13 protein-coding genes are annotated in these 23,720 nt (G+C 41.0%); all 13 read right to left on the bottom strand.

The window, feature by feature from the left end:
* Nucleotides 1-133: 133 nt before the first annotated feature.
* The 13 genes from JL001_RS12535 to JL001_RS12475 all read right to left on the bottom strand — a co-directional run bounded on the left by JL001_RS12535 (nucleotide 134) and on the right by JL001_RS12475 (nucleotide 23,269).
* Nucleotides 134-1,186 carry a FecR family protein gene (locus tag JL001_RS12535; protein WP_200976406.1) on the bottom strand — a complete coding sequence of 351 codons (1,053 nt, stop codon included), beginning with the start codon at nucleotides 1,184-1,186 and terminating at the stop codon, nucleotides 134-136.
* A gap of 134 nt (nucleotides 1,187-1,320) precedes the next feature.
* On the bottom strand, nucleotides 1,321-1,920 hold the full coding sequence (locus tag JL001_RS12530) for an RNA polymerase sigma factor (RefSeq protein WP_200976405.1): 600 nt from the start codon (nucleotides 1,918-1,920) through the stop codon (nucleotides 1,321-1,323).
* A 156-nt stretch (nucleotides 1,921-2,076) separates the two neighbouring features.
* Nucleotides 2,077-4,419 (bottom strand): GH92 family glycosyl hydrolase, encoded by a 2,343-nt coding sequence (locus JL001_RS12525; protein ID WP_200976404.1) that lies wholly within the window; start codon nucleotides 4,417-4,419, stop codon nucleotides 2,077-2,079.
* A 23-nt stretch (nucleotides 4,420-4,442) separates the two neighbouring features.
* On the bottom strand, nucleotides 4,443-6,374 hold the full coding sequence (locus JL001_RS12520) for a right-handed parallel beta-helix repeat-containing protein (protein ID WP_200976403.1): 1,932 nt from the start codon (nucleotides 6,372-6,374) through the stop codon (nucleotides 4,443-4,445).
* Between the two features lie 2 nt (nucleotides 6,375-6,376).
* Entirely contained in the window at nucleotides 6,377-8,719 is a 2,343-nt protein-coding gene (locus JL001_RS12515; protein WP_236252795.1) for a glycoside hydrolase N-terminal domain-containing protein, read from the bottom strand.
* Nucleotides 8,720-8,865: 146 nt separating this feature from the next.
* On the bottom strand, nucleotides 8,866-10,062 hold the full coding sequence (locus JL001_RS12510) for a DUF4998 domain-containing protein (protein ID WP_200976402.1): 1,197 nt from the start codon (nucleotides 10,060-10,062) through the stop codon (nucleotides 8,866-8,868).
* Nucleotides 10,063-10,078: 16 nt separating this feature from the next.
* Nucleotides 10,079-11,326 carry a DUF5000 domain-containing lipoprotein gene (locus JL001_RS12505; protein WP_200976401.1) on the bottom strand — a complete coding sequence of 416 codons (1,248 nt, stop codon included), beginning with the start codon at nucleotides 11,324-11,326 and terminating at the stop codon, nucleotides 10,079-10,081.
* Between the two features lie 23 nt (nucleotides 11,327-11,349).
* Nucleotides 11,350-13,263 (bottom strand): RagB/SusD family nutrient uptake outer membrane protein, encoded by a 1,914-nt coding sequence (locus JL001_RS12500; RefSeq protein ID WP_200976400.1) that lies wholly within the window; start codon nucleotides 13,261-13,263, stop codon nucleotides 11,350-11,352.
* Between the two features lie 19 nt (nucleotides 13,264-13,282).
* A complete protein-coding gene (locus tag JL001_RS12495) occupies nucleotides 13,283-16,471 on the bottom strand; it encodes a TonB-dependent receptor (protein ID WP_200976398.1) in 3,189 nt (1,062 codons plus the stop codon).
* A 754-nt stretch (nucleotides 16,472-17,225) separates the two neighbouring features.
* Nucleotides 17,226-19,508 (bottom strand): GH92 family glycosyl hydrolase, encoded by a 2,283-nt coding sequence (locus JL001_RS12490; RefSeq protein ID WP_200976396.1) that lies wholly within the window; start codon nucleotides 19,506-19,508, stop codon nucleotides 17,226-17,228.
* A gap of 73 nt (nucleotides 19,509-19,581) precedes the next feature.
* A complete protein-coding gene (locus JL001_RS12485) occupies nucleotides 19,582-20,844 on the bottom strand; it encodes a hypothetical protein (RefSeq protein ID WP_200976394.1) in 1,263 nt (420 codons plus the stop codon).
* 156 nt (nucleotides 20,845-21,000) lie between these two features.
* Nucleotides 21,001-21,945 carry a family 43 glycosylhydrolase gene (locus JL001_RS12480; RefSeq protein ID WP_200976392.1) on the bottom strand — a complete coding sequence of 315 codons (945 nt, stop codon included), beginning with the start codon at nucleotides 21,943-21,945 and terminating at the stop codon, nucleotides 21,001-21,003.
* Nucleotides 21,946-21,970: 25 nt separating this feature from the next.
* Nucleotides 21,971-23,269 carry a glycoside hydrolase family 71/99-like protein gene (locus JL001_RS12475; protein WP_200976391.1) on the bottom strand — a complete coding sequence of 433 codons (1,299 nt, stop codon included), beginning with the start codon at nucleotides 23,267-23,269 and terminating at the stop codon, nucleotides 21,971-21,973.
* Nucleotides 23,270-23,720 lie beyond the last annotated feature (451 nt).

The raw sequence follows: 23,720 nt of genomic DNA, 5'->3' as shown, positions 1-23,720 counted from the left end.
ATTTATTAGCGATTGAACATCAGCAAATAGGTTGAGCCTGAGAAACTTTTCTATTTGCACCAGTTGGAGCCAATGGTATAATATTTTATATCATTGGCTTTTTTCAGATCATGGGCATCTCTTTCATGGGGTATCAGTTTTTAGGGTTAAAATTTATTGTTACTTGATTTTTCTCTAGTTTATACTCAAATCCCATTGAGTAGGAAAGACTTTCCAAAACGTTATATAGGGGCTTTTTTTCAAACTTTCCGGAAACCCTCAAATCCTCATTTTCGGGAAGGTTCTGGACATTAACATCCACACCATACCAACGCTCAAGAGACCTCACCATGGTCTTAAAGTCATCCTTTTGAAAGGCTAAAACTCCTTTTCTCCATAAAACACCTTCATCTAAATCAAAAGTGGACTTCTCTATTTTTTGTCCCAGTTGATAGATAGCTTCTTCTCCTGGTTCTAAATAAACCAGGTTTTTCTGCTGTGAAGATTGAAGGACTTCAACTTTTCCAGTGGTAAGCTTTACAATTATTTGATCATTCTGATAAGCATTGACATTAAAACTGGTTCCCAGGGCCGTAGTTACCAAATCATCACTTACGACATTGAAAGGTAGTTTTTTGTTGGGTTTAACTTCAAAAAAAGCTTCTCCTGTAAGCGAAATATCCCGGTTTGTCCTACCGAAACCATTGTCATACTTTATTTCACTTGCTGAATTTAAAAAGACAATGCTACCATCCGGTAGATTAACCTTTTGCTTTTTACCTCGTGGGGTATTTTTCGTCACACTATTTTGGGCAACTATATTCCCCATTTCAGAAGTACTACCTAATTTTGAATCAATCCCCCCACTTAAGTAGATGATTGAAGTCGCAGCTATCAGCAATATAATTACTGCTGCAACCCGATAGGAATAGGATTTGCTAGACAGGCTTTTGTTTTTTTCCTTTCCTTTTTGAATTCGGTCAGCAATGGATTTATACTGTTCCCTATGTATATCTTGGCTCCATTCATTTCCAACCGCCTCTAGCTCCAATAGAATGGATTTAGCTTTAAAAACAAGGTCTTCAAGGTGTGGATTTTCTTCCAACCAAGAAGTCCATTCCAAATTTGCTTCCGGGTTCTTTCCAAGTACCCAGTCTCTGAAACTCTTGTCTTCTAAGAAATCATCTAATTTTTGGTAGCTTTTCATACAGTTTCCAGCTCATTCAGTGGTAAGAGCCAAAAAATGATGAAATCTCACAGAAAAAATGAAAAAAAAATAAAATTTATATTATTTACACAAATAAAGCACTCCTTTTAAAAAAAATTCAATGAAAATAACAATTAATTCAAAAACCCTAAAAGGATTCCCAGTACTGAAATTAACATTTTCCGGCTAGGGAGTTTTTCTTTCAGGGTTTTAAGTCCAGTAAAAATTAAATTATATAAGGTAGATATTTTAACCCCCATTAATTCGGAAACATCTTCATAACTCATTTCTTCCAAGTACCGTAAATGAATTGCTTCTTTTTGCCTGGATGGAAGACTGTCCATTATTTCTGATATTTTATTGTTTCTTTCAAGGGTTATTTGATTCTCCAACAGAACTTCTTCAAAGGATTCATTCCATGCTGCTTTGAATTGAAATTCATCAAAGCTTTCTTTGTCATAAGACCTGTTAATCCTTTTTATGGTCTCTCTTCTTATGGAAGACAATAAGTAGAACTTAATAGACTTTTGAATAGCCAATTTTTCTCTGGCTTCCCACAGATGAACAAAAATATCCTGAATAACGTCATTGACAAGCTCCGTATCTGTGGTGAACCTTCGGCCGTATTTGTACATGTCCTTGGCATACCGATCGTAAATATTGGCAAAAGCCCGGTCATTTCCGTTCACAACACGCTGCCAGATTTCCTTATCATCCGCTTCCATAAAATTCATCTGTAGGTATTTGGGGTTTTAAATACTTTTTAGTGCTGATCTAAAAAGCACATGCATGTTACCATAAATAAAATTAAAATACAAATTCTATAAAACACTGTGATTTATCCCATTGCCTCAACCAGGTATTGACAAAACAATTGTCTATTCGAAAATTTACCATTGATCGGTTTTTGGGGCACTTCCCATAAACAATTCAAGTTTACCTCCTTTGGATATATCACTATAGTCGAGGTGGGGAGAAGATAACGCTATGCCATTGAGTACAGCTTTTTGGATATAGATGTTCTGATCAGAATTGTTATGCGCTATGACAGTGAATGTTTTTCCAGTAGCGTAAACAGGGTCAAGGGAAAAAACAATTTCATCGAAAACAGGACTGGTAATTTCATATCTGGAATTCCCCGGACAAACCTGGTAAAGTCCAGAGGACGCCAAAACGTACCATGCAGACATCTGGCCTACATCTTCATTGCCAACCAAACCATCAACTTCATCGCGGTAGGCAATTTTACAGATATACCTGGTCCATTTTTGTGTTAGCCAAGGTTGATCCAAAAAGTTAAAAAGAAACGGAACATGATGTACAGGTTCATTGGCGTGGTTATAATAGTCGTTCCACTTGAGATCATTGGGGGCGTTTTCAAAAAAACAGGTGAGATCTTTGACCACATCTTCTTTTTCCCCCATCAACTTAAACATCCCCGAGATATCATGCGGTACAAACCAGCCCTGTTGATAGGGATTGCTCTCAATACATCCATACCATTGTTCCAACCTTCCTGCATCAGGCCATGACAGGAATTTCCCGTTGGAACCTTTTGGACGAAACCATCCTTTTTCATCATCGAAAACATTAACATAGTTCTTTCCTTTTTCAATAAATCGGGACGCAATGTCATGATGGCCCAAACTATCGGCCAATACACCTGTACACCAATCAGAATAACTATATTCCATAGTCTCGGAAATCCCATAATTCCCAGAAACATATCCTTCAGGTCCATTCCCAAACTTATTGCTTGTATTAACAGCCAAGTCCAATGCTCTGTTAGCATCATAACTGCGGATTCCTTTCATATAGGCATCGGCAATAACGGATACGGCAGGATTTCCAATCATACAGCCGCTATAGGCATTCAGGAACTCCCATCTCTCAAGGTAATCCATGCCAGCTTCATCTGCCAAAGAAATCAAGGAATTGATCATATCATTGACAACATCAGGATTTAGAATAGTCTGTAATGGAAATTGACTCCGAAACACATCCCAACCACTGAAAACCGTCCTTTTTGTAAACCCCTCGGCCTTATGGATTTTTCCATCTCCGCCAAAATAGTCACCGTTAACATCAGTAAAATCCCTTGGGTCTATCAGGGTATGATAGAGTGCGGTATAAAATACCCTTTGTTCCTCCAAACTGCCTCCGGATACTTTCACTTTTCCCAATGCCTCATTCCATGCATCTATAGCATTCTCCCTTACTTTTTTAAAGTTCCAATGAGGCATTTCAACCGAAAGGTTGTTCTGGGCATTTTCATAATTTGTAAATGAAATTCCTGTTTTAACCTTTATCACCTTTGCGCTCTTATCAAATTCTGTAAAAAAACCGATATGCCTGTCTTGAATCTTGGATATTCCCTTAACAATCTTAGCATTTTTAACCCTGTCCAAATATTCCTTTGAAGTAACAGCCTCCAGTTTTCTGCTGGTATTTGGGGGTATTTCAGCAGACCACACACCGTTTTCTAACATAGGCTCACTGAACTGTGTATAAAAATAAACAGTATAGCTTGCCTTACCTGCTCCATTTCCCCAGCCACCACCTTCGGGATCACATTTCATCCACCCTCTGATAGTATGATCATTTACTATTTCTATATATTGTTCGGTAGATGTACCCCCAACTCTCCTGGCAAGGTCTATCTGAATCCTGGGCTTTTCACTTTTGTTAAAGGTAAAGCGCATCATCCCGCAATGTTTGCTTGCGGTTAATTCTGCTTTGATATCATAATCTGTAAGATATACCTTATAATAGCCAGCCATTGCCTTTTCACTTTCCTTGTCAAACCTTGAGCGATACCCTTCTTCAGGGCGATCATGACTTCCTGCAACGGTTTTGAGCTTTCCAGCAGTGGGCATTACAAGAAAATTTCCAAGATCACCATACCACCCTACACCGCTCATCTGAGTCATTGCAAATCCTTCAATGCTCCGGTGTTCATCACTGTACCCTGAGCCGTTGTCCCCACCAGTAATTGTGTTCGGACTTACCTGTACCATTCCAAAAGGGGTTGCCACACCTGGAAATGTCTTTCCCAATCCATGATAGGAGCCCGCTAGTTCCACACTTGTGGTAGCCCCCACCAAAGGGTTAACCAAATAGGCAGGCCTTTTACTTTGTTGACCAAAGGTCAATAGGGTATTGGTGATCAATAAAAACAGTAAAAAATAAACCTTTTTAAAATAACACATTATGCTTTCATATACATTTAACATCCAAAATCCGGTTAAAACAAGAGCTATTGGCCGGACTGATTAAATAGAGGAACTACTGAAAATGTATTACCCGAAATTAAAGGGGCTGGACAATTCTCAATAAACATGAGGCTGGAAATTTCCTTCTTCTCCGTTGTGATAATCCTATTTTCAGAAAAAGAGAGACCACCAACACTATTGGCATGAATCAACGCATTTTCATCATAATAGAATGTATTATTCATTATTTTAATATTTTGGTGGACATTTCTTCCATCCACTGACTTTTCGTTTTCAGGATGGATATTGATTACTGGGCCTCCACATTCCATAAAGCTGTTTTTTGATATTTCAACATCCTTAACCATTCCCGACTCAAACCAACTTTGTGCATCATCCGCAATTAGAACGGCACTCATTTGTATATTACTAAATTCATTTTCCAAAATTCTTACCTGCTTGCGCGTGGTAACCAAAACTCCCCGGGTAGGTATACATGTAATTTTATTACGAGATATTTCTACATTAGGTGTCCATGAAGTATTTTCCACTACATAACCATCTGTCAAATACTCAGAAACAGGTTTCAACAGTTCGAGGATCACCACCTTGTCATTTAACTTTTTCACTCCCGTCACCACATTGGAATCATTTTCCAAAAGTGTTTTTTCATTTATAAATGCTATGCTGTCCCCTTTTTCGAATGCATCAAAACCATAAGTCTGTGGATGCTCAAACGACACTGTTATCCTATGTGCATTCAGTATTTTCTGTATTTTCAAATGCGTACCATGAACATTAATTGCGTCATCATTGGCTGCTGACAAATAGGAGTTTTTAACCTTTAGATCACCTCTGCAACTTGAAAAATGCAATATATCCGCCCAGGCAGCACAGGTTCTTCCACTTCCAGGACGTGGTCTAACGTCAAGTCCATCGACAGTAACGTTTTTACAAAACTGACTTACAAACCCCATCCCGTGCATAAAATAAACCCTGATTTGCTGCCAAGATATATTATTGCTCCTGTTCATGAATACTGCAGCATAATCCCGTGTGACGTTTCTGTTTTGCAGTACCATTCCTTGGACAAAACCGGGATTTTTAGGAAAATGGGCACGAAGCACCCTATTTCCCAATTTTTCAAAAGTTGTACTGCCCACATCTACCGCCAACCTTCTTACCTTATTTTCAATAGGGTCATATTCTTGCCAATAGTTTTGTAAAGGGTGTTGCCACCCTTCTCCTGTCCATATTACTTTTCCGTCCTTCACCACAAAATCCGAATCCTCACCCACATCAAGATCAGCATGATTTTTTCCGGCATAAGCAACGGTAATTTCCGAAACGGTGGGTCGTTCATAATCCATGGAAAGCCCTTTGATGTTTATACAGTTACTACGATCAATGTGAAAAGCCATTGATTTGCCCCGAAACATTATCTCAGCCCCTTCAGCAAATACCTCGACATGTTGTGATTGAACAATCTCAAAGGCAATGGATTTTGGCAAATCAGGGGTGTCATTGGTATTTGAGATGTTAAGCTTTCTCTGTAATGCATTTTCTGGGAAAAAATTATATTTACCAGGAATGAATTCTACTACCACGGGGTTGGTGCACTCCCCTTCAGCAATAAGGGCAAGAGACTTATCAATTCTCCCAGGTTGAATTACTTTTAAGGTATCCCCTGACCTTAAAATAAGATTATTGGCAGGGGTAAATGATTTCCACGCCTCATTCTTTTTTGTTCCGGAATTGCGGTCGTTTCCATTTACAAGATCAACATAATAAGTGGTCTCTCCTTTGGAAAGCTTCCTTTCTGCGCGTGCCGGAGCGCCATCAAATGTCCGCCCTGAAACTGAGAAAGCACATCCCAGAATTAAAACCATCAAAATAGCCAACCCATTACCCCATGGTTTATACACAATTTTTGACCATTCTAATTTTTCTGGGACTATGCTTTTTTTCAGTTTCATTATCATTTTACTTTTATGTCCTTCAATTCACCATTTACTTTGACCTTAACCCTTTTTTTCGTGGGATCGGGTGAAGAAATTTCAATGAAAATAACTTTTCCATTTTCCCATTTCATCGACACTTGATAGTTTCCCCTCGCCTTGAAACCTTTTATTTCCCCTCCTTCCTTCCATTGTTCTGGAATAGCTGGAAGGAGTTCGATGTAATCATGATGGCTTTGGATCAACATTTCTGCAAGTCCAGTGATCCCCCCAAAGTTTCCATCTATCTGAAAAGGTGGGCCTGCTGTCAATAAGTTCGGGTATACCCCCCCGCCGGCGCCATAATTGATATCCGTTTTCAATGTGGGCCTCATTAGATCATGAAAAAGTTGGTATGCCCTATCCCCATTCATTAGTCTGGCCCAAAATATCATTTTATAGGCTATTGCCCAACTAGGGCCGTCATCCCCCCTTACTTCTAAGACCTTTTTTGAAGCTTCTGCAAGATCGGGGGTCTTTTCAGGAGTAATCAGGGAAGCAGGATAAACCCCGTACAAATGCGATATATGCCTATGTTGGGGGTCTCCTTCTGGCCTGTCCCTCAACCATTCCATCAAAGTTCCGTCCTTGCCTATCCTACCTACTGGAGGGATAAGGTCAAGCTTTATCTTTAAATCACTTACAAAATTCTTGTCACGCCCCAAAGTTTCAGCCGCTTCTATCACATTACCAAACAATTCCCTTACGATCTGATTGTCTATTGTTGGTCCCATACAGATGCTGGCATGTCGTCCATTGGGCATTACAAACCAATTTTCCGGTGAAACCGAAGGGCCTGTCACAAACCAACCTGTCTCAGGATCCTTCATAAGCACACTGTTATAGAATTCTGCAGATCCTTTTAGAATAGGGTATATACTTTCAAGATAATCCTCATCTTCAGTATACTGATAGTGCTGCCAGAGATTGTTACATACCCATCCAGAACCTGCATTGGCCAATCCCCAGGATGCGCTTTCTCCTGGCTCAGTAAATCCCCAAATATTCGTAATCACATGGGCCACCCAGCCATCAGCATTGTAATATGCCCGGGCCGTCCGCTTGCCCGGTTCTACCAAGCCCCTCACCAGCTCAGCAAGAGGCAGGTTGAGTTCTGAAAGATTCATTATTTCGACTGGCCAATGGTTCATTTGAACATTTACATCAAGGTGGTAATCACCATTCCATGGTGTATTGATCTGGTTTGCCCAAAGCCCCTGAAGATTGGGAGGCAGTAATCCTATTCTCGTACTGCTAATGGTTAAATACCGTCCATATTGCATAAACAGTACCGGAAGACCATTGTCCACATTAATATCCTCGAAGAACCTATCCAAACGCTTGTCTGTCGTTAATTGGGACAGTTCATTTCCGGCCAGTTTAAAATCCAACCTTCCAAAGAAACGGTCATAATTTTTTGTATGGTTCTTTACTTGCTTTTTGTAGGTTTTATTGGAGGCCAATTCAAGAAATTCAGCTACTTCTTGCTTATAGTCTGGATTCTTAAAATCAGTTCCTGCAGAAACAAGAACAATAGCCTCAGAGGCATTGGATACCACCAGCTTATTTTTTCCCGACCGAATGGAACCTCCTTTTAACATTACCTTTACTCGGGCTTCAAACTGCATTCCTTTTCCATCGGTACCATTGTCCAGTTGACCTGTCAGTACAAGTTCTTCTCCATCCACTTTAGAGTTGGCTCTTTCCTCTCTAGCAAGGGATAGTTCAAAATTGAGTTTTCCGGATTCATTTGCTGACAGCCGAATGATTCCCAAATCATCATCAAAACTTGTAAAATACTCCCGTTTGTAATGTACCCCATTCAGGTCAAACTCTGTACGTGCCATGGCATCATTCAATGTCAGCTCCCTTGTATATCCCTCCACCATATCACCATCCGCTTCTTGCACATCGTAGAAATAGTTGATATTCAGGTCACCCAAAGTTTGGAACTTTCCAAAAGGTTCATCGCCCGAACCTTTTCCCAAGCATACAAATGACTGGTTTACCAGGTCTTGGGCCTCATCATTTCTACCATTTATGATCAGTTCCCTTATTTCAGGAAGTTTTTTATATGCCTCATAGTTGTTGGCGTCCTGTGGCGCCCCTGACCATAATGTGATGTCATTTAAGACAATTTTCTCCTGCATCACCCCTCCGTCAGGCATCATGCCCAGTCTACCATTTCCCAGAGGCAATGTCTCCTCCCACTGTTTTGCTGGTTCATCAAACCAAATTCTCAAAGGGTTTGATTGTGCCATTAGATTACCTGTCCATGCCAGATAACTTCCGGCAAGACATAAAATCATTTGTCTTAATTTCATTTCAATCTGCTTTAATGAATTGTGTTTAATTTCTTCCTGATAGACTGCCAACTTTCCCTTTCCATCAATGGAAAAGGAAAGAAAAGCAGCTACTTAATTAGGGTAGTTAAAGGAAGGATATCTTTAAAAATTATGTTGAATTAATTCTATTTGGCCCAAAATGTGAGCTCACTCAAATTACTGTAGCTAGTCTCGCCACTTGCCACACTTTTTACCCTGAGACGGATATACCTTATATTACTATTATCCTTCAGGATAACTTTAAATGGGGCGACACCATCATCTGCTCTGTCCACATCTTGGAGCAGCTTCCATCCTTTAGAAATCGCCTCATCCTGCCATTCGGGATCATTTCCCGGTAAAACGGTACTAGCGTCCTCAAGGCTTTCTATGCCCCATATTTCAAATTTCACGGGATTGTGGCAACATGGCCTGCCAATAATTTCCATCTCTGCCAAGGTGGAATAATTCTTCCCTAGGTCAATCGTAAAATGGTGAGGAAGTGGTCTATCCCCGTTACTGTGAAAAATATTGGGATAATCTGCTCCGATTCCATCTCCATCCCAGAGTTGGTCTAATGTAGTTTGGCTATCATAGGCTTCTATGTCATTAGGCAAACCAACTGCTTTGAACAGTTCTTTGTCCAATTCCTGAAGAACAGCAATTTCCGGAAAGGTACTGTATTCCTGAACCTTGAATGTATCTATTGCCCCTGTTCTCGGTAGGTATGATGACCTGTATTTTACTGACGTTCCACTTTTATAATTTGGGAGAAGAAGGTTGTTTTCTTCTGCTTCCAAGTTAAGGACCTGCTCCTCTCCACTTATATCAGTGAAAACAATTTCAGTGTTTACATTAACCGTATCCGGAGCAATAAACTGTAATGTTACCGATCCATCACCGTTGTCAACATATGGTTTTGCTGCATTGTACTTTCTATTGATAAGCCCCTCTATATATTTTTCACCATAAATACGGACATTGTTAATTTCCTTGGGTATGGATCTATTCCCTTTTGAATCATAGGAATAAACAGAAAACCCGTACAATGTTTCCATTAAACCACTCACGATGACCCCAGCTTTCTCAGAAGGATTTATCTCATCGCTTTCTACCATTAAAGAATCAGATCCATTGTTCCAAAATATTCCATAAGAGGTTATTGTAGGATCCGAACTTGTAAACCAATTAAGCTCAACACGTCGGTTACCCGGATTATACTTCAAGGAGTCCACTGCTCCAGGGTAAGTCAATGGTTCTCCATAGTCCAAATTTGGCACATTACAGCTTATGAGCTGAAGACAAGTAAGCGTGACCGCCAATAATTTCGTTATATTGTTCATTTTTCGAGAATTTAAATTAATCGAGAGGATTTCCAAAAACTGATACCTCCATGATATGGGCGAAATCCCCACCTGACCAGGTTTCGGACACGGCTATCCGCAGGAATTTAGCGGGAGGAGCATCCACTGGAATATTGAAATTAACCCCTTGGGCAATAAAAGCTTCATCTTCTTCAGTAACAGCTCCGGGAGGAAATCCAGAAGGAGGGTCGGGAAAGTGGTAATTTGATAAATTGGTCCAATCTCCAATTTCCGTTCCCACAGGTGCGTAAACAGGCAACTCAGCATCTCCAGGGTTGTCCACATTAGCTCCCCATAAACTGAATTCCTTGGGATTACCGTGTCCATAGGTAAATTCTCCAGGCCTTGCCCAAATTTCAAACCTACTAAGCTGGGCAAGTTGGCCAATCCCAAACGTGCAGATCATAGGGATATCCCCTCCCGGGTTAGTGTGCCAGCCAGTAGAATAAACATCCGTTTTTGTATCCCATAAGTAAGGTAAAGACCAACCGTATCCTATTTCCGAGTCACTTTCGAGTGGATAGACAAAAAAATCTTGTTTGTCCAGCAACTGTTCAAAATATGGCTTTACCGTATAAAAAAGTGTATCAGAAACATTGCCAAATTGATCAGTGATATACATTCCCAAGTTATGGGGAATTGAATCATATCCCCTTACGGAATAGCTAATCGAGTCGCTATCAGTAAAGTACTGGGAAATTACGGGATATTCCCCTGAGACATTCTTCTCATTTCTATACAGTACCATACCAATAGGTTTTTCAAACTCATTGTATGCAGAAATATGGAACCCTCCAAAATCAGGGCTAATCTGAATGGTTGGTTTTACTGTTTGATAAGAAGGTATATCAGGGTGGACAGTAGTATAAACAGGTTCACTTTTGATTTCGGATTTACTTACAACAGTTAACTTAACTTCATAATCCTTACTTCCTTCAAACCCTTCCACCATTAGCTCATTTTTATAATAGCTTGCCTTGGTTTCTCTTTTTACACCCGCTCTGATTTCATATTCAGCAAGGACATATAGCAAGTTTGGCGAATTAGGAAGTTGATAACGTATCACGGCGGCCCCGTTGGTATTTTCTACTTCAACTCCCGAAACTTGCCCTGGAATTGTTTGGTCATCTATTTTGGGTCCTTTTATTCCTTCGATTTCCGTACAGGCTGCGCATATCATTCCATAAACGAAGACCAATGCCCAAGGCCATTGTAAAAGGTTATTTATATTTAAATATTTCATGGTTTTTTCCTTTAAATTAAATTTCACCAATATGGGGTTTGTACCAAATTTGGGTTTCTGACCAAATTATCTGATTTGATAGGCCATAGATAATCCTTCAACCCAAAAACAGGATTTACTCGGGTAATCGGCTGATAATAGTTGACCGGGTCCTTATCATATATACTCCATCCTCTAAGTGGTTTGCTCAAAACATCCTGCAATTCTTTCCACCGCCGGAGATCCCATCCAACTTGGCCCTCAAAACATAATTCTATTCTTCTTTCCTGATGAATGATGGAGCGCATACCTTCCTTTGTTGTAAATTTGTCGGGGAATTTTGAAAAGGAAGACCAAGCATCTTGGACAGCAGGCAAACCCGCCCTTTCCCGCACCAAATTGACATAATGGTAAACCTCCTCGGTCGGCCCTTGATACTCATTTAATGCCTCGGCATAGAGCAGGTACAGCCCTGAAAGCCTTATGAGTGGCAACCTGAAATTGACCTGTTGAAAACCATCATCATATACCGATTGGTAGTGAACCAACTTCTTGGGCCAGTATCCTGTTACGTTCAACCTAATCAAGTCCTTAGGGCCTGCTTTGGAAGAATTGCCTCTCGCTTCCACATGATATGCTTTATTCTGGTCCAACACTCCATTTCCAAACCAGATCCCACCATCAAATGCAACCGAGGCGTAAAATCGAGGTTCACGGTCGAAGTGTGCTGAAATGGTAGTATAACCTTCCTTAATATAAAAGCGGTTTTCCTTGTCTCCATTGACCATATTGGAATACCTGCCCTCATAGTCCCATGTTTTGTCTTCGTTAATAGGCACACCATTACTGGTATAAAATATCTCCTGCATTTCTATTGGAACAGAAAACGTCGATGGATTAGAAAAAGCATTGATTACGGATTGGGAGGTCATCCTAGGAGTTGCAAAGCCTTGATATGGAAAATATCCGTTCAAAGCCCATACTAATTCAGGATTTTCGTCCCATTCCTCCGTTACTGCATTTTGAATCGTCAATACACGGTAAAGCGAATCCGACAATTGCCCAATTGTTCCAGGGGCATTGAAGGAATATAGTTTCCCTCCATTCGATTCAGAAATCTCTATTGCTTCCAAACATGCATCGGCAGCCAATTTCCATTTGTTTTCATCATATTCACTTGGAAACAAGGCCTGGCCTTCTTTATCTCGAAAAGAAACGTAATCAGGATTTCCGTTGAAGAGGGGACTAGCTGCCAAAGTCAACACTTCTGCTTTCAGTGCCAGGGCAATGGTACTGGTCGCTCTACCTAGTTCAGTGGATTCCCTAACAATACTACTGGGAAGGTCCTGAGCCGCTTTATCCAACAACCCAACAATATATTCTACCACGTCATCAACAGGGGCCCTTTTAACGCGGACCTCTTCGGTGGAACTATTGATTGGCAAATTACTATCAATGATGGGTATTGGGCCATACATCCTCATTAAGTAGAAATGGTAGACGGCTTTGAGAAAATTTATTTCTGCAATCCATCTGTTTTTTTCGGAAGGTGACAAATCCGCTGGTTTATCAATATTCTCAAGCATGAGATTGCACCTTCTTAAAGCCTTAAAAATAGCCAAACCATAGTTTTCGCCATCCCAATAGTTAAGTCCAGGCGAACCGGCACTTTGGGTTCCTCTGATCAAATTAAAACCTGTGATATCATCTATTTGAATTGTGGTCAGGTTGGTTGGGTATATTATTTCACCAGATGCCGTAAACCCCGCATTTCTGGCCGGACCCGCCATTTGTTGCATTGTGGAATAGCAGACAAAAAGGTAATTCTCTGCTTCGTTTCGGTTCCTGAATGCATAATCAATTGTACCGACATTATCAGGAGTCACATCAAGGTACTCACCACAAGCCCCTAATAAAAGAACAGAGACGATGAGAAAATATATTTTTATTACTTTCATAATTTTAAGCAGATTATAATTACAATGACACGTTTACACCGACGTTAAAAACCTTTTGGATGGGATAGGCAAATCCATTTCCCCCCAATTCCGGATCCCACAGATCAAAATGACTAAAGGTAAATAGGTTAAGCCCATTGAAATAAAACCTACAATTTGAGAGGTAAGCCTTATCCAATAGGCTTTTGGGTAAGGTATAGCCAATTTCGAGGGATTTTAGACGTAGGAAACTGCCATCTCTTAACCACCAACTACTTGCTTGAAGATTATTCTCTATATCCTGAATATTGGTACCAAACCTAGGATAAGCAGCATATAGGTCCTGATTATCTTCAGACCAGTGGCTATCTGCCCACTCCTGTAACAACTGGCTGTCCCCAATTACATATTGGTCTGGACCAGGAATAAAGGGGCTCATACGTCTAGGGTCAATAAAGAAGGAAACCCTCGACTGGCCTTGAAAAAACACAGATAGATCAAAGTTTTTGAAACCTGATGAGAATCCAAAGCCATATACAATTTCAGGAACTGTGGGAAAACCCAAAAAGACCTGGTCGGCATGATTGATGATCCCATCATTATTCATGTCTTTGTATTTTATATCCCCGCCCTTAGGCGCTTCTCCGTTTGTCGAAAAAATTTGTGTTGGGGAATTTGCTGCTTCTTCATCATCGACAAATAGCCGTTCGGCCACATATCCTATTGCCCAGTTTACAGGCTGTCTGCCCGAAAGGTAGCGGTAATCCTCTTCCCATTGCGGCTCTTCATAATGATCATACTTATTGGTGGCATATGTAAAATTTCCTCTCATGCTTGCCCAAGCCCCGCTAGCGAAATTCTGCTTATAGTCTACATTGAGGTCTATGCCTTTGGATTTGACTGATCCAACATTAGCTGAAATCTGAGACTCCAGCCCCATGGTTGAAGGAATGGCAGACCTCCCCATAAGAATATTATACCTGTACTGTTTGTAAAATTCTGCTGTTATGTCCAGGTTAGAAGCCAGCGTCAATTCCATGGCAAGGTTGGTTTGCCTTGAAGTTTCCCAGGTTATGTTCGGGTTGGCATAATTATTAATCTGGATACCATTTCTTGTATAGCCATTATCAGTTCCAAAGGAGGCAAAATTAGGACCTTGGTTGAAGCCAACATTGGAAAGGTAAAAGAAACGTTGTGAACCAATAGCATCATTACCCACTAGCCCATAACTAGCTCTCAACTTCATAAAATCAATAAAGCTCTTGAATGGATCAAAGAAACGTTCTTCTGAAACCACCCATCCAACGCCCCCTGTTGGAAAAAATCCAAACCTATGGGATTTATCAAAGCGTTCAGAACCGTTATAGCCAAAGTTGACTTCAGCGAAATATTTGCTTTTGAAAGAATAGGTACCCCTACCTGCAAAGGTTAGGTTTCTATAAGGCAGGGCGTTCTGTAGCTCTGAAGCATTTGCATAAAGTGTTTGTTGTCGTGTTCCAATCAAGGTTGAGCTAACCTGACTTTCTCCAAATTTCCGGCTATAATCCAGTGCTCCCTGTAAATAAACGTAAGTATTTAAACTGGTTGGGCCAGGTGAATACTGGAGGTACTCTGTGGCCACATTATTGCCTATTGGATTAGGGTTCAACCATTCCAAGCTATAGATATCCTGTTGGGCATCATATGTGCTGATGTTGTAGTAAAATGGGGAGTATGCCATTTGAGACTCAAAAAAGGAATACCGGTTGGTATTGAATATTCCCCTGAAACTTAACCCTTCGGTAATAAAGTCAAACTCCTGATTTAATTCCAACTGGGCTGACATTCTGGACTGGGAAGAATTTTTATGTCCTCTCAGCAAAAGAGCATAGGGATTGTTATACAGGATTTGGTTATTGCCTCCCTTGTTTCCAAAAAGGATGTGATTGGTATTCAGATTAGCTGAATCTGGAAGATAATAGGCCGGAAACTCAACAGGGCTGGTATGCATTGCAATATTGTAAAGGTCAGTTGCAAAAGACCCATTGGCACTTAAGGGACCATTATATTCATTGAATGTTCCAGAAAGCCTTAACACCAATTCTGTGGATTCGGTCAGGTCGATATTGATATTGGACCTTAATTGGTAATTTTGAAACTTGATATTACTGTCATTGTTGTTCCTATCATCCTGTTTTAGGATTCCATTATCGAGGTTATATGATGCAGCTACATAATACCTGGCCACACCTCCACCACCACTTACATTCATATTTAGCCTTTGGGTAGAAGTCCTAGGTTTGAACAGCATATCCAGCCAATCAACTGCAGGGTACACAAAACGATTACTTCCGGGAGAATTTTCAATCGTCTTTTTTGTATTGATTATTTTTGTCTGCGAATGTGGCGGTAGAGCTAGAGGATCCCTGGTTACAGTTGCCTCATTCTCAAGATTCATATAGGTTATTGGACCTGCCAAATCAATAGATTTCACATTTTGGGAAATTGAATTCTCAAAACGCACATTGATTTTCGGCTTTCCCACCTTACCTTCCTTGGTGCTGACCAAAATAACTCCGTTTGCACCACGAGCACCATATAGGGCTGTAGCACTGGCATCCTTTAATATTGAAAAGCTGGCAATATCATCCACCTGAAGCCGAGCCAAATCAGTGGCAGTCAGTTCAACATTATCAATTAGGATCAGGGGATCCTTTTTATAACCAAAGGTAGTTACGCCTCTGATAAAGAAATTGGCATTATCCTGACCTGGCTGACCACTACTCTGATAGGCGATTACACCAGCCACTTGGCCTGCCAGTGAGGTAGTAAGATTTGAGGAAGGGATCTTAAGATCTTCAACTTGTACCGAAGCAACAGAACCAACAATAGCTTCCTTTTTTTGTTTTTCGCCATAGGCAGTTACCACGACTTCCTCCAGGTCCGAATCCATTTCCATATGGATATCGATACTGGTCTTGGTCCCAACCAAAACCTCCTGGGTCTGATACCCAACAAAAGAAAAAACAAGAACGCTTTTTTTATCAGGCACAAGTAGCTCAAACTCTCCTTCTACATTAGTAGCCGTACCGGTCCCTGTTCCTTTGAGTTGGACACTTGCTCCAGGGAGCCCTACACCATTTTCATCATATACAGTTCCGGTTATTTTTGTGGACTGTCCATATGAAAGAGAATAATTAATGATCAGACAGATCAATAGGATCAGTCTTTTTGTGTAAAAATGTTTCATTTAGGGTTATTGTTAAATGAGGTAAATAAATCTTTCGAATGGTTAGATATAAGTTTCGATTAATAAAGACATAAAAGCCTCATCATCGTAAACAGTAAACCAACCATACTTTAAGCTGAATTAAATTAATACAATTATATATTCATTTAAGACACATTAAACTTAACAAAAATGAATACTCATAAAAAAATAATTACCCTGAAATGAGAAAAATTATATAAAATTTGCAAATAAAGTATCACTTACGAATGAATATCGAGGAAATGTATTTGTTATTAAATCTAAAAAGCCTAAATCACTCTGAATAAAGAATGGACAAAAACACGATTTAAAATAATTGTTTTATTTCGTAAATAATTATTTTTTAAAACAATTATTTTACTATAATTATATTTACAAAATATTTAGGAATTAATGGATCATTATTCTTTTCATCGTTTATCGAATTTTTTATCTAACTAAATTCGAAATTAATAAAATTATTAGTCCATTAGACCTATATTATATATATTTTAATATTTAATATTTATTAATTTATATTAACAAAGACTTAAATCTATAACTGATCAAAGTAAATCCAACACTTTCACTATCAACAAAAACCGTAATGTAAATTCAGAAAATAGTCCATCTTTATTATTAAAAGAAGAAGGCTGTCAAAAATCAAACATAACAACCACCTATATAGACAGCAGTCATTAGTTTAATCGACAGCCCTACCAAAAAGTATATACTCTAATCTCTATGTAAAGACTTACCAATAATCAAATGATGGTGGGGATAAAAGAGGATCACTACCCCACTGTTTATTTGCTTTTTCTCCCATCTCAAAAACCAGCTTACCACCTTTCAACAGTTCTTCGTGTGTAACCCATGCCTTTTCCAAGGGTTTCCCATTTAATTCTGCAGATTGGATATATTTATTACGCTTGGATGCATTTTTTGCTTCGATGGACAGTATTGTTCCTTCTCCCAAATCAATCTTAACATGTTCAAAAAACGGAGTTCCAATTACATACATGGGCATACCAGGAGTCACTGGATAAAATCCCATTTGAGAAAACACCACAAATGCGGACATTCCTCCGCCGTCTTCATCCCCTGGCACTCCCATCAGGTCATTCCTAAACCAAGTATCCACCAGACTTCTGATCCTTTTTTGGGTCTTCCAGGGTTGTCCCGCATAAGTATATAGGTAAGGAATATGCAGAGAAGGTTCATTGGCCATTGAAAATTGCCCTACATTCCCTGTTTGATCGGGCAGCTGCCCATAAAATTGGGATTTCCCCCTACCCATTGGCTCTTGGAAAGTCCTGTCCAGATTTTGCACAAATTGTTCACTTCCACCCATCAACTGGATAAGGTCTGCTATATTATGCTGCACATCCCATCGATAGGTCCAACCATTGTTTTCACCGTAATAATTACGGGCACCTAGGCCACCCGAAAACCTGTAATCAAATGGTGAAATAAATTTCCCATATTGGTCCTTTGGGTGAAAAAATCCAGTTTCTTCATTAAATAAGTTTCGATAATTGTGCGAACGAGCCAAAAAGTGCTTATAATCGGCATCATACGCTAAATCAGACGCCATTTGTGCCAAGCACCATTCATCATAAGCCGTCCCTAAGGTTACAGCTACTGGTTGACGTTTTTCAAAACCACTTACCTCAGGAATGGTCTCTTCTTCATCTGGATACAATGCTGGAATATACCCCTTCATTTTATAAAACAAATCCAACTGCCCAGCAGGACTTCCGGACCAAGGGGCAAGGGTTTTCTCAGTGATGGCCCCTTTGGATGCGGCATAAGCACTTTCTAGGTTGAATCCCCGCACTCCTTTCCTATATGCATCAACAATAGTAGCTACCCCATGATTTGAATTCATCCTGCGACTGTCTCCAGTGATTTCCGGAAACGTAGGTAGCCAGAAGTCATCCATTTGTTCTGCCATCGTCACAAAGGAATGCAGGATATCACTTTCCTTGTCGGCATCGATCAGCACCCTCAAGGGATGGTGTGCTCGATAGGAATCCCATATCCAATCATCCGTATAGAAAGGCCTACCTTCGTCTTCATGTACCTGTCCGTCGAACGCACTGAAATACCGCCCGTCTTCTGAAATACACACAGGTCTTTCATAACATCTGTAAAGGGATGAATAGAATACCCTTTGATCCTTGTCTGTCCCTCCCCTTACGCTGATTTTCCCCAAAGCATCGTTCCAAATCTCTCTGCCTTTTTGCTGTAGCATTTCTACGTTTTTGCCATACAGCTCCCTTTCTTGGTTTCTTTGGGCTTGCCGCTCATCAATAAATGAAATCCCATAGTTGATAGCGAGCAAACTACTATGATCATAGTGCAATACCAAAGCCCTAGCGCCTGATTCCGAATCCATGCTTACAAGACTGTCTTCCCGGTTAAGACCTGATACTTGTAAAGGGGGTATGTCCGGTTTCATGTATACGTAAACTTTTACTCCATTGGCTATCTGCTGGTAGCCTTTTACTGCCTGTCCGTCCCATTTTAACTTTCCGTTTCTGGAATTGAGGATTAGATGGGTAGGTTTATTCTGTGTAAAGGTGATTTCATACCGTGCAGATTGGTGAGAAAGTCCAAATTCCACCTCAATTTCTGCCTCATCCAAAAACACATTATAGGAATATGGTGTCAGTTTCTCCTGATCATAGCTATAATCGATCACTGATGTGATCCCCTCTTCATTGCCTTGGTAAAAGCTGAGGTTAAATGCTGAACTTCCTCGGTGACTGGTCACCATCATCGGCAAGCCATGTAATCTATCCCCAGTAAAATCTCTTCTCTCCGGATATACCCGCATCAAACTGTTGGGCAGATGTACAGTGGGAAAAGTAGGCACCAGCATATGGCTAATATTTCCCATATACGGGTTAACCAGATCGACAGGGGTCATTCCTTTTGAATCACTTACTGTGCGGTCTTGGCATGAGGAAGAGTACAGAAGTGTAATACTGAGCAAAGAAAACCGAGCCAATAGTTTTTTCAGATGGATATTCATGATATTCTTAAAAAGGTTAATTTATCTATATGGTAAATGGATTGTGTACTTGATGGTAAACTCAAAGACCTTATCAATGCCCCTTGGGATCCCAGATTGTACTGATCGTTTTTTCCTGTGAGTAACCGATTGGACATCCTTGACTCTTGGTATTGGCACGATAACTTCCTTCACTTCTATTGGGGCAGGTGATCATCCTGTTCCCAGGCATTTGCAAGTGACCATTTTGATCATTTTCCTTAAGCCAATTATAGGCATAATGTATCCACTCATCACGCTGAGTGCCATCCAAGAGGGAAAACCATGAAATCTCATCCCAGCCCCATACAAAATGAGAAGTCGTATCCGCCATTCCAGAATTTCGGGACTTTCCGAAATTATCAAATTCAACCAAATAGGGAAGGTGATCGCAGGTCCAGCCAGACGGGGTCATTCCCCCATCACTCCTTTGGTAAATGGCATCCAAATGCCCTACTTCCAATATACCACCGAGCGGTCTTTGGACTACCTCTTTGACCCTGAGCGGGAAAGAATTAAAATCGATTAAACTTATACCGTCCTTTAGCATTCCCCCTTTTGGAACATGTGCATCTATGATCACCCATCCCCTTCGAGATTCCTTTTTTGCAAGATCCCGGATAGCTTTCAACATGGTTTGCCAGTATACAAAACCAGGGTCATTCATTGCCATCAGCTCTACCTGCCCAAGGTGAATGGCTTCACACCCCAGCCTCATATACGTTCCAGACAGGTAATAGAACCACATCCTTGTTTCTAATCTACTGATATCAGGCACACTTTTTCCTTTACCCCAATGATCGACAAATCCACCATGCTCGTTTAACATGTCCCAATAGCTGAAATTTCTTTGTTTAATAGGTAATCCCATACCCTGAAAGACCCATTTGGGCACTTTAATTTTTTCCACATCTGTAGTGATAATTTCAAATAAGCATGCCTGAAAAACGACCGAAGGATCACCTCGATGGATATTATTGATGATTTTCTTAGCACTGGTATAAAATTCATCTTCATTGAGAAGATCTTCCTCACCCCAACGATAGATTGCCCTTCCAATAAATTTCGCATGAAGTTCCTTGACCATACGTATATCATCGTTGTGATACGGATACGTCCGGCTTCCTTCAGGATGGTTTGGTACGAGAAAAAAAGCCATAGTGATGGCCCTTTCTAGATAATTTTCCAATACCTCTCTACTTATCCCATCACTGTCAAAGTCATAATTCTTGGAAATAGTCCCCTGGCCAAAACTCACCAGTGGAAAAGGGACGAAGAGGATAAAAGCAATGATCGTAAGGGCTTTGATATATTTCATAAGAATCAAATTAGATAGTAAGAACTGAAAAAAAACCAGCTGTATAACCGCTGGCTTTTATAACCTTAACAAACCCAAAAATTGAAACAGGTGGTACCCATATTCATATATCTTTGAAAGTCAGGTTACGGTTGGTTCCTCCGTTTCCTTTAGTACTCAAAAGCGTAGGCCGTTGGTCTGTTTGATCATTTTGATTGACCCATCTGAAGCATAATACAGTTTGTCCACACAAATGGACCGTAGCCAGTCATGATTAGATAAGGAGCTATTATGGTAAAATGCATACCATTGGCCATTAAATTCCACGATTGACCCGTGGTTTGTAAAGCTGTCTGTGGGTTCCATGTAAATCCCCTGGTGTTTCCATGGCCCCAAAGGGCTGTCACTTGTAGCATACCTCATGCGGTTATGCAGAATCCCATCATCGTGATTATCCGAGTAGGACAAATAGTACACACCATCTTTTTTATGCACCCAAGCGGCCTCATGAAAATCCACCAGTCCTTCCATGTCCTGCATCGCCCCGTCTATTTCTCTCATATTATCTTTCAGCTTACCTCCCTTGCAGACTCCTCCGCCACCATAGTAAAAGTATGCCTGTCCATTATCATCAATGAATACACTCGGATCGATCATGGACTCCAGTCCCTCAATGTATCCCTGTACTTCAAATCCGGAAGCAGGTTCGCTACTGGTGGCTATCCCGATCTTCCAGGTATTGTTCCAGTCGTCACCACTGGGATGTGGAAAATAGAAATAATATGTTCCTTCCTTGTAGGCACAGTCCGGTGCCCACATAAATCCCCCCTCTCTCCTTCCCCAACTTACTTCCTCTGAGCTCAGCATTTCCCCATGGTCCACCCAGTTTATCATATCGCTTGTCGAGAAAACATGGTACCTATCCATCAGGTCACACCCCCTCGGCGGAGCAATATCATGACTGGCGTAGACGTATAAGCGGCCATCTTCCCATACATGTGCAGAGGGGTCTGCCGTATATATTTCCGTGATAAATGGATTCTTTCCCTGCCCATAAGCCCACAGGGAAACTGTAAGTAGCAGTAATGTAAATGTGTTTATTTTTTTTGTAAATGGATTCATTGTGTTTTTTGTAGTTGGTCATATCTTATCTATTGGTCCCATCCGGCATCAAAAAGCTGAGTTCCTTTTCACCCCGAAGAACTTTTGCTGCTTCCCCTGTCAAAAACAGGTAATGGTCTGATGGCTTACCATCCATGTCGATAAACTGTGATGTATTTCCCTTGGGGGGGTTATTTGAACCTTTAAAAATGGCCGTACCCTCATTCACCTCATCAAACATCGCCACATAAAGCATCCCTACACCTGCACTGAGCGCGGTAGAAATCTGCTGCCAATAAAATCTCCCCCCCTGCCGGGGAATGGAGCCCACGGGCTTGATATCATCCGGAAACTCGAAACGGCTGAGATTATGCCAGCTAAAACCGGGATAAACACTCGGTACATAATCCACTCCGTACCTGGCACACCAAGTCAAATCGCCCAAGATCAGGTCACGATAGCGGTCCATATCATTGTGTAGCAAAGGTGAAAATCGTTGCACCATCCATGGAAGGACAATATCGGCTGATTTGATAAGCTCATGGAGGTATGGATCCGGAAGACAATCCGCTTCCAGTGTCCGCCAAAAGGTGGGCACTCCCAACATAATGCTGCAGCCGCCATATACAGGATCATTCTTCAGAAATTCAATAAACCTTGCTATACCTATATCCCTGATATCATAGGGCCGGTCGGGGAACCCAAGTCCCCAAATAGCCACCAAGGGCTTTCCCGCATGGAACAGATAGGTCTGTTTGCCCTCTTGGGCAGTGACTTTGAGTGAGTCCACCAAAAATTTCCAATCTTCTATCAATGCGGAGCAATCCTCGCCTGATGCTTTCAATCCAGAGAGGTCATACATGACGGCAATAGCCCTTTCGGTAGCTGAGGCTGCCTCCAGTGCATTTGTTATGATCGTATTAGCTGTTTTTGCGTTGGCAGATTGCCTGGCCGTATTGAAAAAACGCTGCATGAACACCCCGTCCACTCCATAGTCTTTCATCCACTGGAAATGAAGGTCTATGGTGCTTTTATCCGCGGAATTAAAAAAACGTGCTGTGCTGCCATCAGCATGTTTTAATCCTGTAGGATAGGTCTTTTCGTACTCTTCTGTTTCTGGCCACATATCGATTCGTATTTTTGCTTCGTCGGGATACATAACACCATCTTCGGGCACCCTGAACCATCCCTGATAGCCCGCCATTACCAATCCCCGATAAGTCTCATACATGGTTCCTTTTTGATGTTTTGACTGACCTTGGCTGCCGTGCACCACCAGAAGAAAAAGCACAGCAGAACACCAAACATTTCTACAAGCGGCCGATAGTCTTTTATTTCCCATCATTGCTCTTGGCCGTTTTTGATGGTGGTATTAAAAAGACGCTCATCCTTATCGATACAGGCCACTGCTTGCAAAATTGCTTGTTTATTTTGCACCGTAATCGGATAGGAAGCCTGGTAATTTCGCATGCGGCAGCCCAATAGGGAAACAGTGAGTTTTTCACTCCCCCTGATCAACATATAATCTTCCGACATCCCCAGGTTGGTCAATGCACCATTTCCCCCGGAAAAAGCCTCCACATTTGTAATAGCCGAGTGGCCTTGTCCTTCTAGGATAAAAGGATGGGTTTCTTCAATCGTGGGGCCTGCATTGGCAATGATGGATCCCTGTGCAATCATCCAGTTTCTATTTTTGGTATTGGCTCCTTTTTTATGGATACCCACTGCCACGCAATCCAAATTGAAATTGGTCAGTTGGCCGTAACTTTCTTCTCCCAGCAAAACCCCGCCATAGG

Source organism: Echinicola sp. 20G, from assembly GCF_015533855.1.
GTDB lineage: Bacteria > Bacteroidota > Bacteroidia > Cytophagales > Cyclobacteriaceae > Echinicola.
The sequence above is the reverse complement of the archived record's forward strand: the minus strand, read 5'-3'. Positions and strand labels throughout refer to the sequence as shown.

What these genes read in the sequence shown, in the direction of transcription:
- JL001_RS12535 (WP_200976406.1), bottom strand. Translation starts at nt 1,186, where the DNA reads ATGAAAAGCTACCAAAAATTAGATGATTTCTTAGAAGACAAGAGTTTC.
- JL001_RS12485 (WP_200976394.1), bottom strand. Translation starts at nt 20,844, where the DNA reads ATGAAATATATCAAAGCCCTTACGATCATTGCTTTTATCCTCTTCGTC.
- JL001_RS12495 (WP_200976398.1), bottom strand. Translation starts at nt 16,471, where the DNA reads ATGAAACATTTTTACACAAAAAGACTGATCCTATTGATCTGTCTGATC.
- JL001_RS12530 (WP_200976405.1), bottom strand. Translation starts at nt 1,920, where the DNA reads ATGAATTTTATGGAAGCGGATGATAAGGAAATCTGGCAGCGTGTTGTG.
- JL001_RS12500 (WP_200976400.1), bottom strand. Translation starts at nt 13,263, where the DNA reads ATGAAAGTAATAAAAATATATTTTCTCATCGTCTCTGTTCTTTTATTA.
- JL001_RS12510 (WP_200976402.1), bottom strand. Translation starts at nt 10,062, where the DNA reads ATGAACAATATAACGAAATTATTGGCGGTCACGCTTACTTGTCTTCAG.
- JL001_RS12505 (WP_200976401.1), bottom strand. Translation starts at nt 11,326, where the DNA reads ATGAAATATTTAAATATAAATAACCTTTTACAATGGCCTTGGGCATTG.
- JL001_RS12490 (WP_200976396.1), bottom strand. Translation starts at nt 19,508, where the DNA reads ATGAATATCCATCTGAAAAAACTATTGGCTCGGTTTTCTTTGCTCAGT.
- JL001_RS12475 (WP_200976391.1), bottom strand. Translation starts at nt 23,269, where the DNA reads ATGATGGGAAATAAAAGACTATCGGCCGCTTGTAGAAATGTTTGGTGT.
- JL001_RS12520 (WP_200976403.1), bottom strand. Translation starts at nt 6,374, where the DNA reads ATGAAACTGAAAAAAAGCATAGTCCCAGAAAAATTAGAATGGTCAAAA.
- JL001_RS12480 (WP_200976392.1), bottom strand. Translation starts at nt 21,945, where the DNA reads ATGAATCCATTTACAAAAAAAATAAACACATTTACATTACTGCTACTT.
- JL001_RS12515 (WP_236252795.1), bottom strand. Translation starts at nt 8,719, where the DNA reads ATGAAATTAAGACAAATGATTTTATGTCTTGCCGGAAGTTATCTGGCA.
- JL001_RS12525 (WP_200976404.1), bottom strand. Translation starts at nt 4,419, where the DNA reads ATGTTAAATGTATATGAAAGCATAATGTGTTATTTTAAAAAGGTTTAT.